Below are 16,218 nucleotides of genomic sequence, written 5' to 3' on the forward strand. Positions count from 1 at the left end.
GCCTGACCACCGCATCGATCAGCGCCAGCGCCGGGATCTCGCCGCCCGAGAGCACGAAATCCCCGATCGAAATTTCCTCATCGACGCACGCCTCGATCAGCCGCTCGTCGATTCCTTCGTAACGCCCGCAAACCAGCACCAGTGCGCTCTCGCTCTGCGCCAACTGTAGCACCCGCTGATGGGTCAGCAGCGTCCCCTGCGGCGACAGACAGATGACCCGGCTGGTGCGGCCGCCGACATCCCGTTGCCGCTGCCGGGCAGCCGCGATTGCCTGCGCCAGCGGCCCCGGCATCATCACCATTCCCGGGCCTCCGCCAAAAGGACGGTCATCGACGGTGCGGTGCCGATCACGCGTGAAATCACGCGGGTTCCAAAGATGCAAGGACCAGGCGCCGGCAAGCAGCGCCCTGCGGGCGACGCCGCCTTGCGACAAGACGCCGAACATCTCGGGAAACAGCGTCACGACATCGATCAGCAACGGGCTGCCAGACGCCTTCGGCAGTTCCACCGGGCTCACCAGTCGGCTTCCCAGTCTACCCGCAGGCAGCACCCGGCGAGGTCGACCTCGAGCACGACGGCTCCGACAAAAGGCAACAAGCGCTCCTCGCCAACCCCATCACCCACGCGCAAGACGGCGTTGGCCGGAGTCTCGAGCAGCCCCAGCACGCGACCGAGCGGAGCTCCCCGGGTATTGATCACCTTCAGGCCGATCAGGTCGCCCCAGTAGTACTCGTCGTTTGCGGTCGGTGGCAGGGCCTGCCGGGAGACACCGACGAGCAGCCCGCGCAAGGCCTCGGCGGCGGTCCGATCGCTCACCCCGTCCAGGCAGGCGAGCAGGCGGTCACCCCGCAGCATGCAGCGACGCAGACGAAAACTCCGCCACTCTTGCGGTTCACCGGCGTCGCGGCCCAGCCACCACTGCGGCAGATCGGACCACGCTGCCGGATCGTCGGCGAAGGGCTGGACATGCACGGCGCCGCGCACCCCATAGGCAGCGCCTACCCGCCCCAGAACGACCAGATCGGCCGGCGCGCCGTCGTCAGTCTGCGCCGACCGCGCACCGTCGTCGCCAGCCGAGACAAGGGGCAAGGCTCAGGCCGCCGCCTTGGCGGCAGACTGCTTGAGCAGCCGCGTGACGGTCGCCGACGGCTGCGCCCCCTGTTGTTGCCAATAGGCCAGACGATCCGCGGAGACGTACAATCCCTGCTCCTTCTCGGCAGCGAGCGGGTTGTAGAAACCGATCCGTTCGATGAACCGGCCGTCACGCCGCGCCCGTCCGTCAGCTACCACCATATTGTAGAAGGGACGCTTCTTTGCGCCGCCACGAGCCAGACGAATAACAACCATGGGAGCCTCTTCCAAATCGAGGAAAAAGGACGGATTATAGCAAGAAGGCAGGAGGCGGGCGAGATCGACTGAATTCAGTCCTGCCGCCGGTCAAGCGGCGGAACCGCTCGCGCAGGCGAGCTGTCAGGCGGGTATAATTCCAGAAAATGGGAGTAGCCAGTCAACATGCCCTGGTTTCATGACGAGCAACTTGGACTGCCCGGCAGTCCTTTCTCTCCACCGCCGCGCGCGGCAGGGCAGACTTGCCGGCGCAAGGACGCCAGGCCACAAGGCAGTTAGCCCGATGACGAAAACCGCCCCGAATGATTACCACGCCGCCGGCACGCCGGCCGACAGTCAGGCCATCCTGAAGTGGCTTGAGTCGCCGTCGGCACCGCACCCCGCCGAGGAGCTGCCAACGCTGCGTGCGCACCTGACCGGCTTGCGCCAGGCGCCGGGCGCGCTACAGCAGAAGGCGGTGGCCCTCGATGGCTTGTACGCCCGTGCTTCAGGCGTGGTCGCCGGACTGCTGCCGACGCTCACCGAGCGTGCCTTGCCGGTTGCAGCGAAAACCCGCCGGCTGGTCCGCAGCATCGTCGACCTGCTGCAGGTGATGGCCGACGAGACGCTCGCCCTCGTCGAGCAACTCGATCCAGAGCACCAGCCGTCTGTTCACCACCCCAGCCTGTCACCGACGCTGGCCCTCTGGCGAAGTTTGCAGGCGTCTGCCCAGCAGTTGATTGTCTGCCACCTGATTGCCGCGCCGCCGCGCGTCGGCACCTGGCAGCAACTGCATCAAACGTATGCAACGGCACAACGGCTGCATCTGGCAGCTGCGGTGCCGGACGGTCTCGACAGCAGCCTGCAGCACGTCTATCACGCGGCTGTTCTTCTCGGCTGCGCCCATCCAGCGTCCTTGACGCCGCCGGAGGTCGTTTTTCTTGCCTCGTATTTCGAGCGCTTTGCCGATCACCTCGAGCCGACAACAGCGGCCTCGGCCGGCAGCCCGGGTACATTCTGGATCGATCCGACGCGCGACCTGCCGGCTGCGTCGTCGCAACGCAAGGCCACACCGCAGGCGCAGCCCATCGAGTACTTCTCGTGCGCCCGCCTGTGCCTGCTGATCAGGAACCAGATCAATGCGCTTGAAGCAGGCACTCCGGCGCGCCGCCTGGACCTTTCCGATTTTGCCGAGACGCCGGCCGGGCTCGGCGTACTTCGTCGCCTGGTCGCGCGCTGGAGCGGTTCGGGTAAACGTCGCTTCCAGCGGCGACGACAGAATACGCGCACGCTGCTGGCAGCCGGGCTGGACAACCTGTGGCAGGTCTGCCGAAAAGGCGAACCGACGGCAAGCGAGCTATCGACCTGGATGATTACCAACGAAAGCGCCGAAGGCTATGCGGTAATGCATCTTTCAGGGAAGACGGGCGCCCTTACGGTCGGCGGCGTCGTCGCAGTGCGCACGGGATCGGAAAGTGAATGGCAAATCTGTATCGTTCGTTGGGCGCTCTCGGAAAATCCCGAGCACCTGGAACTCGGCCTGCAGATTCTTGCGCCAAGCGCCGTCTCGGCCGTCCTTGCACAACCTTCCGACACGCTGGGTACGCAGTACCTGCGCGTGCTGCTGCTACCCGAAATTCCGCGCCTGCGGCCGGTCAAGCTGCTGGTCACGGCCTCAGGGGCGCTTGCCAAGCGGCGGAGTCGCCAGGTCCTGGTCATCGAGGGGGAAAACATTGTCGTCCGCGAAGTCACCAGCACCCAGATTGACGAGCAAACGACCAGCGTCGATATCCTGTCGATCGAACCGGAGCCGAACCCGGACGAATGAGCGTCTGCCGGCGACCGGCCGCCGCTGACGCCTCAGCGAGTCGCGCTAGGTGACGTGTCGTTCGATGAAACGCTTGACCACTTGCGGATCGGCGTCTACGACTTCTACCCTTTGCGGAAGGCTTTCGAGGTCTCGCAACGCGGGGGGGCGCGGCGGTGTGCAACCCAGCGCCTCGCTGATCGTTTCTTCGAACTTGGTTGGCAGCGCGGTCTCCAGTACGATCATCGTCGTTTCGGCGGTGCGCAAGTCGCAAGCGACCTTCAGGCCATCGGCAGTATGCGGGTCTATGATCAGGCCGTAGTTTTCGTAGACCTGCCGGATCGTCGCCAGGCGGTCGGCGTGCGTGCTCCGGCCAGAGACAAAACCAAACTCGGGCAGACGTTCAAAGCAGGGCGAGGACGACAAGTCGAAGCTGCCGCCGGCGTCCACGGCTTCCCACAACTGACGAATCGTCGCTGGATTGCGGCCAACGAGATCGAACACGAAGCGCTCGAAATTCGACGCCTTCGAGATGTCCATCGACGGGCTCGAAGTCTGGCAGGTTTCGCCGGTGGGTCGCGGCCGATAGATGCCGGTACGAAAGAACTCGTCGAGAACGTCGTTTTCATTCGTCGCCACGACCAGCCGACGAATCGGCAAGCCCATCATGCGCGCAATATGGCCCGCACAGACGTTACCGAAATTCCCCGAAGGAACGGCGAAATCGACCGCCTGAACGGCATCCGCGGACGGCTCACCAGTAGCGGCCAGATAAGCCTTGAAGTAATACACCACCTGCGCCGCAACGCGCGCCCAATTGATCGAGTTTACCGCGCCAATCTTGTAGCGCGCCTTGAATGACAGATCGTTGGCAACCGCCTTGACGATATCCTGCGCGTCGTCGAAGACGCCGCGCACGGCGATGTTGAAGATGTTGGCGTCCTGCAGCGAGTACATCTGCGCCCGCTGAAAGGCGCTCATCCGCTCGTGCGGCGAGAGCATGAAAACGCGCACGCGATGCTTGCCGCGCATCGCGTACTCCGCCGACGATCCGGTGTCGCCGGAGGTGGCCGCGAGGATGTTGATCTCCTCGCCGCGCCGGGCCAGAACATACTCGAATAGATGGCCAAGCAATTGCATGGCCATATCCTTGAAGGCCAGCGTCGGACCGTTCGACAGTTCGAGCAGCGCCAGCCCCCCCTCCTGACCGAAGCGCCCCGGCGGAATCAGCCAGCTTAGCGGAGCGACCTCGGGCGCTCGCGCCGCAACCCGCCCGTTGCCATACACCTGCGCGGTATATGTTCGCCGGGTCAGCAACGCCAGATCGGCAGGCGGGATATCGTCGACGAACTTCGCCAGAATGGCGCTGGCAAGATCAGCGTAGTTCAGCGCTCGCCATTCATCCAACTCGGCCCGACTGACCAGGGGATACGATTCCGGCACGTACAGACCGCCATCGGGAGCCAGACCGGCAAGCAGGATGTCGCTGAATGCCGGTCCGGGGAAAGCCGGGCTGGACCAAGGATGACCACGAGTCGAGAGATAGCGCATGATGAGGATGACCGTCGGTTTAGCCGCGCTGTTCCGGTGAAGAGGCAGTCTACCATGGCCGGCGAACCCGATTGCGTGCCAGCCACTGAGCGGTAGCTCAAGCGGGGATGATACAGTTCTTTCCGGCGCGCTTGGCCGCATATGTCGCCTTGTCGGCGCGGCGCAAGGCCTTCTCCAGAATCTCGTCGAATCCGCGCACGACGACACCGGCGCTGAAGGTCAGGGCGACTTTTCGATTCGCCATCCAGCCGGTGGCGAACTGCCGCTGCACCCGGGCGATGACGGCAGTCGCTTCGGGCAGCGCGGTGTCGGGCAGGAGAACGACAAACTCCTCGCCGCCGAAACGAGCGACGACATCGGATGGACGCAGCGCGGCGCGCAGACTGCTCACGAGATGAACCAGCGCCAGGTCACCGGCGTGGTGTCCCAAGGTATCGTTCAAGCGTTTGAAATCGTCCAGGTCGATCAGGGCCAGCGCCAGATCACGTCCGTTGCGCTGTGCGCGCGCCGCCTCGCGCCGATACGCCTCCTCGAAGCCGCGCCGGTTCAGCGCTCCCGTCAAGGCATCGGTGTGTGCCGCCGCCCGGGCCTCCTGCAGCGCCTGTTCAAGCTTGCCAATGCGCGCTTCAGCGGCCAGCAGTTCGAGCACGACACTCTCGGTCCTGGTCAAGCCGACGCGCGCTGCATGGACCAGATGGCGCTGACCGCGATGACCCGCCGCATCGCTGCCGGGCGGACGAAAAGCGCTCGCCGCATCCGTGTGACGCCAGTGAAGTCGGCGCGAAAGGCGCCTCGATGAATCAACCGGGGGAAGTTCGGTGTGCTTGAACACTTTTCCTGCTCCGTTGGACGTTCGGCTGTTGCCGGCTATGTCTCCTCAAACGGTCATCCGTTGCCGTTCTTGAGACATCTTTTGCGAACTTCCAGCAAATATCTGTTTACAAAACGCAAGGATTGTGCGCCAGGGGGTCTCGGCAAGGCTCCTCTTGAGGGAGACCGGGAAGCACGGATGCGCGCCCCGGGCACCAGCGAAAGCGCTTTCCGCCGGCGAGCGTTGGACATTTTTGCCGTTAAGTGTGCACAATCGCACGTGCACCGGTCAATTGTTGTCCGATGTCGCTTGATAGCTTCCGAGCTAATATAGAATGTATCTGGATGCTGGGCGCGAGGCGTCCGCCTGCCGCGTGCGGCGCGTCATTGATGGGAAGGGCTGTCGGGACGGGGGAAGATACGGGTCATCGGGTCGGCCGCTTGCGCGCCGCCGTTGGACGTGTGGTGATAAACGGTGTTTCTGATGATGATGCTAAGACAAGTCTTCCAGGCAATCCTGCTTGTGCTGACACTCGCTCAATGCTCGGCGGCGCTGGCGGTCGAGCGGCGTGTGGCACTCGTGATCGGCAACGCCAAGTACAAGGAAGCCCCGCTGTACAACCCGGTGAATGACGCACGCGACATGGCCGCGGCGCTGCAACGGACCGGCTTCGAGGTCATCGTCGCGCTTGATGCGACGCAGAAGGAAATGAACCGGGCGATCGCCAAGTTCGGCGAGCGGCTGACGCTGGATACGGTCGCCCTGTTCTACTACGCGGGCCATGGCATGCAGGTTCGCGGCAAGAACTATCTCATTCCGATCGACGCAGAGATCAAGAGCGAGTCCTCCGTGCGCGTCGAGTCCGTTGACGTCGACGGGGTACTCGACCAGCTGAGCACCAGCGAACTGAACGTCGTCATTCTCGACGCCTGCCGCAACAACCCCTTTGAACGGCGAGCGAATCGCAGCGTGGGCGCAGCCGGGCTGGCGCAAATGGAGGCGCCAAAGGGCAGCCTGATCGCCTATGCGACAGCCCCGGGTCGCACCGCGGCCGACGGCGAAGGCCGCAACGGACTGTACACGCAGGAGCTTCTGAAGCAATTGCAGGTGCCCGGCCTGACCATCGAGCAGGTGTTCAAGAACGTCCGGCGCGAAGTTGCAAAAGCTACGCGCGATGGCCAGATCCCTTGGGAATCGTCATCAATGACCGGCGATTTCTACTTCATGCCGCTTTCCCGTCCGTCGGCGGCGAGTGTACAGCCGATCGCCGTCCGCCCGCTGCCGGTCGCCGCCGCGCCGGCGCAGGTTCAGGAGGTCAAGCAGGCAGCCGCGCCGACACGCCAGAACGGCGCTAGCGGCGGCGAGGCCGGCCCTGTGGTCAGCCCGACGAGCAGCGCGAAGCCGCCGCCAACGGCGGTAGAAAGCTCGCCGCCAGCAGTATCAACGCCCGCCCCGGCCCGGGTGGAAACCTTGGCTGCCGTGACGCCGACCCCCGCCCAACCCGAAGCGCCGCCCGTCGTCGCCGTCAGCAAGAGCGACCCGATGCTTGAGAGCAAGGAGCGGGTCATCAAGACCGATGCCTTCACCGCCACCGGCCGCCTGTCGCTCGACCGCTCATCCGGCGCAATGACCGGGGAAGGAACCATCGAGTGGGTCAACGGCGATCGCTACGAAGGAACAATGGTCTCCGGCAGGAAGCACGGCAAGGGCATCTTTACCTGGGGCAACGGGCAGCGCTATGAGGGCGAGTGGGCCGACGACATGATCAACGGCAAGGGCGTCATGTACTACACCAACGGTGACCGCTACGAAGGTACGTTCAGGGACGGCGAACCACACGGAACGGGCAGTTATACGGTGCGCAACGGCGACGTATACATTGGCGCCTGGGTCAGCGGCAACCGCCACGGTTTTGGTCGCCTGACCTGGACGACCGGCGACTATTGGGAAGGCGAGTTCCGTGACGGCAAACAAACCGACAACGGCCGCATGCATTCGACGCTGTCGGTGGTCGAGAAGCTTGCCGAGCCGGCAGGCGCAGCAAGCGACAAGCCCGGTACCCGGAAGCGGGGCAAGTAGGCGCCGCCGGTTCGCGCCAGCTACAGCGACGACCGATCAGGACAAGCATTCGGCCAGGATCGCCGCCGCTTCGTCGGCACCTCCGGCCGGTGGGATGGGCGGCGCGGGCTGGCGCGACAGTTCATCGACGACGCTGGCGATGGCAAGCGCACTCAATTCGGATTCGTCCACTGCCCGACAGCGCGCGTTGCTTTCCAGCCAGTCGATCAGGGGTTCCTGCTCGGGCCAATTCTCGCGTCGGAGGTAAAGCACTGGCGTACCGTTGCAGGCAGCCTCCGTAAATGTGCCGTAGCCGGGTTTGGTGAGCACGGCATCGACCGAACAGATCAGGTCGGTAAAAGCAAGGCCGAGGCTTTCCAGCGGTGAAATACCGGGCTGTTCGCAGCACCAGGCCTGCGGCACCAGCCAGCGCAGCTTGCCGGCAGGCGGCCAGCCGGCAATTGGCAAGCGCTTGTCGAAGCCGCCAAAAGCCACCAGGAGCAAGCGTTCGTCTGCTGCGCAGCCAAGCTTCTCGCGCAATTCGCCACGGCGAGAGCGACCAATGGCAGCCACCGGAGCAATGCTGCGCCGCTTGGCGAGGTCGACCATCGGCATCGCGGGCGTCAGGCGCAGGAATACTTCGGCGCTGTTGTAAGCAGCCAGCATTTCGTGATGAATCGCGGCGGCCCAGGCTTCGCCGGCAAAGAAATGCGCGAAGAGGTCGGCCCAGTTGAGCGAGCACATGGCAATCGACCGAAGGCGCGCGCGCTGCGCGCCAGCCAGCGGCAGATAGGCGACATCACTGAGTACGAGATCGGGCTTTAGCGCAGCGAGAAAAGCGGTTTCGCGAGCAAGGAGCTGCTCCCATTCTGCGTGCTGACGCCGATAGGCGAGCGCCGTCGCGGCAAGATCGACGCGCGTCGCATCGCGCATGACGTAGCCGAAATCGCTCGCCCCGGGCAGGTGGGTAAAGGCGGGTGCTATGCGTGCGCGCAGTTGCCCGGACGACAGGCCGCTGCGCACCGAAATGCGCAGGTTCGGCAGACGCCCGCCAAGCGCGTTCAGGACGGGCGCCACCTGTGCCAGGTGGCCCAGGCCGTGCGCCGAAACATCAACCAGGAGATGAGCGGTGATCGCCGAGTTCATTGCAACGATATCAGGACCATGCGGCTGGCGAGCGGGAAGAGAGCAGGTTGCGGTCCGCTCTGCCGGGGTCGGCCGCCGCTGGCAAACTCCCGAACAGCGTGGCCGCCGGGGTAAAATGCAGCAAACTGTCATCTTACCTGCATTGTCCCGACAATTTCGCTTATGCCCGAAGAGATCCTGATCAACTTTACGCCTCAGGAAACGCGCGTCGCCGTCATGCACCAAGGCGTCACGCAGGAACTGCACATCGAACGAAGCGCCAGTCGCGGCTTCGTCGGTAACGTCTACCTGGGACGAATTGCCCGGATTCTGCCTGGCATGCAATCGGCGTTCATCGACATCGGTCTCGACCGAACGGCTTTTCTGCACGTTGCCGACATCCGCGAACCGCGCTCCGGCGACGAACCCCTTCGACCGATCGAACGCCTGCTCATCGAAGGGCAAAGCATCGTCGTACAGGTCATCAAGGATCCGATGGGCAGCAAGGGCGCGCGCCTGTCGACGCAGGTATCGATCGCCGGACGCATGCTGGTCTACCTGCCGCAGGACAGACACATCGGAATTTCGCAGCGCATCGAGAAGGAGTCGGAACGGGAAGCGCTGCGCCAACGACTTGGCCGCCTGGTACCGGGTGAAGAAACCGGCGGTTTCATCGTGCGAACGATGGCCGAGAATGCGAGCGAAAGCGAGCTGACCAAGGACATCGAGTTCCTGCGCAAGATTTGGCGCGATATCCAGTTGCAGTCGGCGTCCGCCGCTCCGCCCGCACTGCTTTACCAGGAACTGTCGCTGGCGCAGCGTGTTCTGCGCGACTTCGTCAATCCGGAAACGACGCGCATCGTCATCGACTCGCGCGAGAACTTCCAGCGGCTGACCGCTTTCGCCAGCGAGTACACCCCTACCGTAGCACCCTTGCTGCAGCATTACACTGGCGAAAGGCCGCTCTTCGACCTGCACGGCGTCGAGGACGAAATTCAGAAAGCGCTGGCGCGGCGAGTCGACCTCAAGTCCGGCGGTTATCTGATCATCGATCAGACTGAAGCCATGACCACCATCGACGTCAACACCGGGGGCTTCGTTGGCGTACGCAACTTCGATGACACCATTTTCAAGACGAACCTCGAAGCAGCTCAGACCATTGCGCGCCAGCTTCGCCTGCGTAATCTCGGCGGCATCATCATCATCGACTTCATCGACATGGAGAGCGACGAGCACCGTACAGCGGTGCTTGCCGAGTTCAACCGGGCGCTCGCGCGCGACCACACACGGCTGACGGTCAACGGCTTCACCGCGCTCGGACTCGTCGAAATGACGCGCAAGCGCACACGCGAATCGCTGGCACACGTGCTTTGCGAGGAGTGCCCGACCTGCGGCGGCCGCGGCGAAGTGCGGACAGCGCGCACAGTGTGCTACGAGATCCTGCGTGAACTGCTGCGCGAAGCGCGTCAGTTCAACGCGCGCGAGTATCGCGTGCTGGGCAGTCAGGCAGTGATCGACCGCTTCCTTGACGAGGAATCGCAAGGCTTGGCGATGCTCTCCGATTTCATCGGCAAACCGATATCGCTGCAAGCCGAGCCGAGCTATTGGCAGGAACAGTACGACATCGTGCTGATGTAACGATAAGGTGACGGGACTCGCCGGGCAGCCGCCAGGGGCTTGTCCCATCGGCCACCGCGGGTGCCTGTCGAGGAAGCCGCGCCTCCTGGTTGTGGCAGGCGCTCCACCGGCCGCAAGGGCGAAGCCAGCCCTTGCGCAACCCAGCCTGGAAAGTGAATGAATCTGCTCAGAAGCCTCGCCACGGTCAGCAGCATGACTTTGTTGTCGCGCATTCTTGGTTTCGTGCGCGATTTCGTGATTGCCCGTACCTTTGGCGCCGGGATGCTGACCGACGCCTTTTTCGTCGCTTTCAAGCTGCCCAACCTGCTCCGCCGGCTGTTCGCCGAAGGCGCTTTCTCACAGGCTTTCGTACCCGTCCTCGGTGAGTACAAGAACCGTTACGGCGCAAGCGAAACGCGCCAGCTGGTGGACCGTGTGGTCAGCCTGCTCTTCCTTGTCGTCTTCGCCGTCACCTTGCTCGGCATGCTTGCCGCACCGATTCTCGTCTATATCTCGGCGCCCGGCTTTGCTGCCGACAGTGGCAAGTTCGCCCTGACCGTCGAACTGACCCGCATCACCTTTCCCTACATTCTCTTCATGTCGCTGGTTGCCGTCGCGGGCGGTATCCTGAATACCTGGAGCCGCTTCGCCATCCCCGCGTTCACGCCGGTCTTGCTCAATCTGTCGTTGATTCTGATGGCGCTGTTCGCAACGCCCTATTTCGACCCGCCGATCATCGCACTTGCCTGGGGAGTTTTTCTCGGCGGTGCTTTGCAACTCGTCTTCCAGATTCCCAGTCTCGCCCGCCTGGGCATGCTGCCGCGGTTTTCCCTGAGCTTGCAGGATGCCGGCGTGCGGCGCATCTTCCGCTTGATGGCGCCGGCCTTGCTCGGCGTTTCGGTGGCTCAGGTCAGCCTGCTGCTGAACAGTATCTTCGCCTCTTTCCTGAATACCGGCAGCGTTTCCTGGCTGTACTACGCCGACCGGCTGATGGAGTTTCCGGCCGGGCTGCTCGGCGCCGCGCTGGGCACCATCCTTTTGCCCTCGCTGAGCAAGTCGCACGCCAGCGGGCGGCACAAGGAGTACTCGGAACTGCTCGACTGGGGTCTGCGACTGACCTTTCTGCTCGCTGCACCCGCTGCTCTGGCGCTCGCCATGCTTGCCGTCCCGCTGGTCACAACGCTTTTTCATCACGGCGCCTTCACCCCAGACGATGTCATGCGCACCCGCGAGGCGCTCGTCGCCTACAGTGTCGGCCTGCTCGGAATGATTCTGGTCAAGGTGCTGGCACCCGGCTTCTACGCCCGCCAGAACGTGCGAACGCCGGTCCGTATCGCCTTGCTCTGCCTCCTCGTCACACAGCTTCTCAACCTGCTGCTGATCCCCTGGCTGCGACACGCCGGACTGGCACTGGCCATCGGTCTGGCCGCCTGCCTGAACGCCGCGCTGCTCTACCGCGGCCTGCACCGCCAGGGCATCTACTCGCCCTTGGCTGGCTGGCTGGCATTCGTCAGCAAACTGGTCCTCGCACTGCTGGCAATGGCGGCAGCGCTCTGGTTTTCCGCTGGCACCAACAACGACTGGTTGACCTGGGGTCTGACTCAGCGCTTGCTGCGCCTTTCGCTCGTCGTAAGCTTCGGGGCGACGGTCTATTTCGCTACACTATGGGTCGCAGGTTTCCGCCTGAGCGATTTCAGACGTCGGGCGGCCGAGTGAAATCCGCATGAACAACCTGGAGGAACAACCATGAAACTGATCAGCAACAGTCTTGCCAACGGCCAGCCGATCCCGGGGGAATTCGCCTTCTGCATTCGCGATCCCGAACACCATGTCTGCCTTGGCCAAAATCTCAACCCGCACCTCGCCTGGCACGATGTGCCAGCGGGGACGCGTTCATTCGCGATCATTTGCCACGACCCGGACGTGCCGAGCAAAGGCGATGACGTCAATCAGGAGGGACGCACGGTTCCCGCGTCGCTCGCGCGCGTCGACTTCTTCCATTGGGTTCTCTTTGACCTGCCGGCGACACTCGGCGAGATCGCGGCGGGAAGCTTCTCGAGCGAAGTGACACCACGCGGCAAGGCCGGCCCGCATGCCCTGTTCGGCGCTCGCCAAGGAATCAACGACTACAGCGGCTGGTTTGCCAACGACAATGACATGCGCGGCGATTACTTCGGCTACGACGGCCCGTGCCCGCCGTGGAACGATGAAATCGTCCATCGCTATGTTTTCACGGTCTTTGCACTTGACCTCGAGCGTCTCGACTGCGCCGGCAGATCAACCGGGCACGAAGTGCGTGCAGCAATGCGCGGGCACATTCTGGCTGAAGCGAGCCTGGTCGGGACTTACACGCTCAATCCGTCGCTCGCCGGCTAGCACGCAACGCTGGGCATTCGCCGCCGACAGCCTGGTGGAAGCGGCTGCGGCGACGCGGCGCGCCGTTTGCAACCCGAAAAAGACTGAAGGCCGCTGCAAGCGGCCTTCAGTTCCTCGGAGCGACCGGGCTGCTGCTTCGGAGCAGCCCCCAGTCGGTGGAGCAGATACGAGCAACAGCGCGCAGCGAGATCCTACTGGATGCTCACCTCGACGCGACGCGCCTCGGCCGCATCGCCGGTTCCGGTCGTCACCTGCGGTTTCTTCAACTCGATCCGGTCCTCGGCGATGCCGACATTCTTCAGTCCTTCGCGCACGGCTTTAGCCCGGTTTTTGGCGACTTCCTCGTTGACTGCCTGGCTGCCACTCGGATCATGGAAGCCGGAAATGGCGACCTTGGCGCCTGGGTTGGCCTTGGCATGCGCAACGATTTCCGTCAGCGTCGTCGCCGCGTCAGCCGGCAAGTCAGCCGAACCCACCGCGAAGTAAATCTTGGCCGCTGCCGGCGCGCTGGCCGCAACCGCTGCCGGTGCCGCCGCTGCCGGTTTGCCCGGCGACGCCGGAACCATCAGCGGCACGATCATCAAGGCGACGATATTGATGATCTTGATCAATGGGTTGACCGCTGGCCCCGCGGTATCCTTGTAGGGATCGCCGACGGTGTCGCCGGTAACCGCCGACTTGTGCGCATCCGAGCCTTTGCCGCCGAAGTGACCGTCCTCGATATACTTTTTGGCGTTATCCCAGGCGCCACCCCCGGTCGTCATCGAAATGGCGACGAACAGACCGGTGATGATCGTTCCCATCAACAAGCCACCAAGCGCCTTCGGACCGAGCAGCAGGCCGACGAGAACAGGTACGAGCACCGGCAGCAACGACGGAACGATCATTTCACGGATCGCCGCAACGGTCAGCATACCGACCGCGCGCGAATAGTCGGGCTTCGCCTTGCCCTCCATGATGCCCTTGATTTCCTTGAACTGGCGACGAACCTCGATGACCACCGAGCCGGCCGCCCGGCCGACAGCCTCCATCGCCATGGCGGCGAACAGGTAAGGAATCAGACCGCCAAGGAAGAGGCCGATGATAACCATGTGGTCAGACAGGTCAAAACGCAGGCCACCACCGAAGTTGACCTCGAGCGCATGCGTGTAGTCGGCGAAAAGGACCAGCGCAGCCAGACCGGCAGAACCGATGGCATAGCCCTTGGTAACCGCCTTGGTCGTATTGCCGACTGCATCGAGCGGGTCGGTCACGTCACGCACCGACTTCGGCAATCCCGACATCTCGGCAATACCGCCGGCGTTGTCGGTAATCGGCCCGTAGGCGTCGAGGGCGACGATGATACCCGTCATCGACAGCATCGATGTCGCTGCGATGGCAATGCCGAAGAGGCCGGCCAGCGCGTAGGTGAGGTAGATCGACGCGCAGACGGCGAGCACCGGCAGCGCGCAGGCCTTCATTGAAACGGCCAGGCCGGCGATGATGTTCGTCCCGTGACCTGTGGTCGAGGCTTCGGCAACGCGCTTGACCGGCGAAAAGTCGGTACCCGTGTAGTACTCGGTAATCCAGACGAGAACCCCGGTCAGAACGAGACCGATCGCCGCAGACCAGAAGATGTTCATCGACGAGATCAGGCTCCCATCAGCCAGGGTCACGCCATTGCCGAGCAGCATCGTCGTGATCGGATAGAAGGCGATCAGCGCCAGGATCCCGGCGACCGCCAAACCGCGGTAGAGGGCGTTCATGATCTTGCCGCCATCGGTAGCCTTGACAAAGAAGCAGCCGATGATCGAAGCAAGAATCGACACGCCGCCGAGCACCAGCGGATAGACGACCAGGTTGTCGTTGGCACCGACAACACCTTTCAGCATCATCGCGCCCAGCACCATCGTCGCAACGACGGTTACCGCATAGGTCTCGAAGAGGTCGGCTGCCATACCTGCGCAGTCACCGACGTTGTCGCCGACGTTGTCGGCGATGACCGCCGGGTTGCGCGGATCGTCTTCCGGAATCCCCGCCTCCACCTTGCCGACCAGGTCAGCACCCACGTCGGCACCCTTGGTGAAGATACCGCCGCCCAGCCGGGCGAAGATCGAAATCAGCGAACCGCCGAAAGCCAGACCGACGAGCGGTTCGACGCTATGCTGCAGATCGCCGCCAGAGCCCTTGAGCACGGCGTAATAGCCGGCGACGCCAAGGAGGCCAAGCCCGACGACCAGCATGCCGGTAATCGCACCGCCTTTGAAAGCCACCCCGAGCGCGGCCGAGATGCCGCTACGCGCCGCTTCCGCGGTGCGCACGTTGGCGCGCACCGAAACGTTCATCCCGATGAAACCCGTCGCGCCCGACAGGACGGCGCCGATCAGAAAGCCGAAGGCCATCAGCTTGCCGAGGGCAAACCAGATGACAACGAAGAGCACGGCGCCGACCAGCGCAATCGTCGTATACTGCTTGGCGAGGTAGGCGGAAGCACCTTCCTGAATCGCCTTGGCGATCTCCTGCATGCGCGGGTTGCCGGCGGGCAACGAGAGAATCCATTTCGTCATGGCGGCTCCGTAAAGGACCGCTATGACCGCGCAGACCAGCGCGAACATCAGAAACGACGACATAAGCAACCTCCCTCTCAAAAGTTACCCGGACCGCGCGGAAATTCCCCCACCGGTCGGCTTAACGTCACACCCAAAGTGCACAACCTGTCGCCCCGGAGGCTGCCGGCGCGCGCCGACGACCACCGGAACGGCAACCGCCCTATTGCAGAGCAGCGAAAGCCGCCACCCTGATCTCCTCCACACTGCCTACACCGGCGATTCGGCGACATTTCGGCGCTTGAGGATCGCCGCTGGCCGCCCAGTTACGGTAGTACTCGAGCAGAGGCTTCGTCTGCGAGTGGTAGATTTCCAGCCGCTTCCTGACGGTCTCCTCCCGATCGTCATCGCGCTGAACAAGATCTTCGCCGGTAATGTCGTCCTTGCCGTCGACCCGCGGCGGATTGAAACGGATGTGATAGGTCCGCCCGGAAGCCAGATGCACCCGCCGGCCACTCATGCGGTCGATGATCTCCTGATCGGCAACATCGATCTCCAGGACGTAATCCAGCGCTACGCCCGCGATCTTCATCGCTTCCGCCTGCGGCAAGGTGCGCGGAAAGCCGTCAAACAGATAGCCGGCGTGACAGTCGTCCGCTTGCAGGCGATCGCGCACCAGCCGGATGATGATGTCGTCGGAAACCAGCCCCCCCGCGTCCATCACTTTCTTTGCCTCGACGCCGAGCGGTGTGCCCTCCTTCACTGCCGCCCGCAGCATGTCGCCGGTGGAGATCTGCGGAATGCCAAATCTCTCGCGAATGAATTGTGCCTGGGTACCTTTTCCAGCCCCTGGCGCGCCCAGCAGAATAAGTCTCATGATTCGCCTTCGGAACAATCAGACCAAACAATTTATCATATTGTTCATGCAATTAAGTTTGCACTTGTGGGCTCCGGCAGCACGTTGTCGTGCTCGACAGGCGGAAACTTACCCGCAAAAGCGCCGTCGGTCAAACCTTTTTGAA

The 16,218-nt window shown here is 63.4% G+C and carries 13 protein-coding genes; 5 read left to right on the top strand and 8 right to left on the bottom strand.

Annotated features, from left to right (window positions below):
• The 3 genes from RKP46_RS06440 to rpsP form a co-directional block, all read right to left on the bottom strand.
• On the bottom strand, positions 1-478 hold a 478-nt coding region (locus RKP46_RS06440; RefSeq protein ID WP_409194112.1), incomplete at its 3' end, for a tRNA (guanine(37)-N(1))-methyltransferase.
• Between the two features lie 35 nt (positions 479-513).
• On the bottom strand, positions 514-1,089 hold the full coding sequence (rimM, locus tag RKP46_RS06445; protein ID WP_311105877.1) for a ribosome maturation factor RimM: 576 nt from the start codon (positions 1,087-1,089) through the stop codon (positions 514-516).
• Between the two features lie 3 nt (positions 1,090-1,092).
• Positions 1,093-1,347: a 30S ribosomal protein S16 gene (gene rpsP, locus RKP46_RS06450; RefSeq protein WP_311105878.1), complete on the bottom strand. Its 255-nt coding sequence runs from the start codon at positions 1,345-1,347 to the stop codon at positions 1,093-1,095.
• Positions 1,348-1,630: 283 nt separating this feature from the next.
• Between rpsP and RKP46_RS06455 the strand changes: the two genes are divergently transcribed.
• Positions 1,631-3,154: a hypothetical protein gene (locus tag RKP46_RS06455; RefSeq protein WP_311105879.1), complete on the top strand. Its 1,524-nt coding sequence runs from the start codon at positions 1,631-1,633 to the stop codon at positions 3,152-3,154.
• Between the two features lie 45 nt (positions 3,155-3,199).
• Here RKP46_RS06455 and thrC read toward each other — a convergent pair whose 3' ends face one another.
• Both thrC and RKP46_RS06465 read right to left on the bottom strand, forming a co-directional pair.
• Positions 3,200-4,684 (bottom strand): threonine synthase, encoded by a 1,485-nt coding sequence (thrC, locus tag RKP46_RS06460; protein WP_311105880.1) that lies wholly within the window; start codon positions 4,682-4,684, stop codon positions 3,200-3,202.
• A 97-nt stretch (positions 4,685-4,781) separates the two neighbouring features.
• A complete protein-coding gene (locus tag RKP46_RS06465) occupies positions 4,782-5,516 on the bottom strand; it encodes a GGDEF domain-containing protein (protein ID WP_311105881.1) in 735 nt (244 codons plus the stop codon).
• Between the two features lie 462 nt (positions 5,517-5,978).
• On the opposite strand from RKP46_RS06465, the gene RKP46_RS06470 reads away from it, so the two are divergent.
• Complete coding sequence (locus RKP46_RS06470) at positions 5,979-7,574, top strand: caspase family protein (RefSeq protein WP_311105882.1); 1,596 nt, start codon at positions 5,979-5,981, stop codon at positions 7,572-7,574.
• A 36-nt stretch (positions 7,575-7,610) separates the two neighbouring features.
• Here the strand turns inward: RKP46_RS06470 and RKP46_RS06475 are convergent, their stop codons facing one another.
• Positions 7,611-8,699 carry a hypothetical protein gene (locus RKP46_RS06475; RefSeq protein WP_311105883.1) on the bottom strand — a complete coding sequence of 363 codons (1,089 nt, stop codon included), beginning with the start codon at positions 8,697-8,699 and terminating at the stop codon, positions 7,611-7,613.
• A gap of 162 nt (positions 8,700-8,861) precedes the next feature.
• Here RKP46_RS06475 and rng point away from each other — a divergent pair, with 162 nt between their 5' ends.
• From rng to RKP46_RS06490, 3 genes are all read left to right on the top strand, one after another.
• The gene (gene rng / locus RKP46_RS06480; RefSeq protein WP_311105884.1) at positions 8,862-10,316 is read left to right on the top strand and encodes a ribonuclease G; all 1,455 of its coding nucleotides are present in this window, start codon (positions 8,862-8,864) and stop codon (positions 10,314-10,316) included.
• 156 nt (positions 10,317-10,472) lie between these two features.
• Complete coding sequence (murJ, locus tag RKP46_RS06485; protein ID WP_311105885.1) at positions 10,473-12,011, top strand: murein biosynthesis integral membrane protein MurJ; 1,539 nt, start codon at positions 10,473-10,475, stop codon at positions 12,009-12,011.
• 30 nt (positions 12,012-12,041) lie between these two features.
• A complete protein-coding gene (locus tag RKP46_RS06490; protein WP_311105886.1) occupies positions 12,042-12,671 on the top strand; it encodes a YbhB/YbcL family Raf kinase inhibitor-like protein in 630 nt (209 codons plus the stop codon).
• A gap of 191 nt (positions 12,672-12,862) precedes the next feature.
• Here the strand turns inward: RKP46_RS06490 and RKP46_RS06495 are convergent, their stop codons facing one another.
• Positions 12,863-15,280 (bottom strand): sodium-translocating pyrophosphatase, encoded by a 2,418-nt coding sequence (locus RKP46_RS06495; RefSeq protein ID WP_311105887.1) that lies wholly within the window; start codon positions 15,278-15,280, stop codon positions 12,863-12,865.
• Positions 15,281-15,419: 139 nt separating this feature from the next.
• Positions 15,420-16,073 carry an adenylate kinase gene (gene adk, locus RKP46_RS06500; protein ID WP_311105888.1) on the bottom strand — a complete coding sequence of 218 codons (654 nt, stop codon included), beginning with the start codon at positions 16,071-16,073 and terminating at the stop codon, positions 15,420-15,422.
• Positions 16,074-16,218 lie beyond the last annotated feature (145 nt).

Source organism: Accumulibacter sp. (assembly GCF_031732815.1).
Classification (GTDB): Bacteria; Pseudomonadota; Gammaproteobacteria; order Burkholderiales; family Rhodocyclaceae; genus Accumulibacter.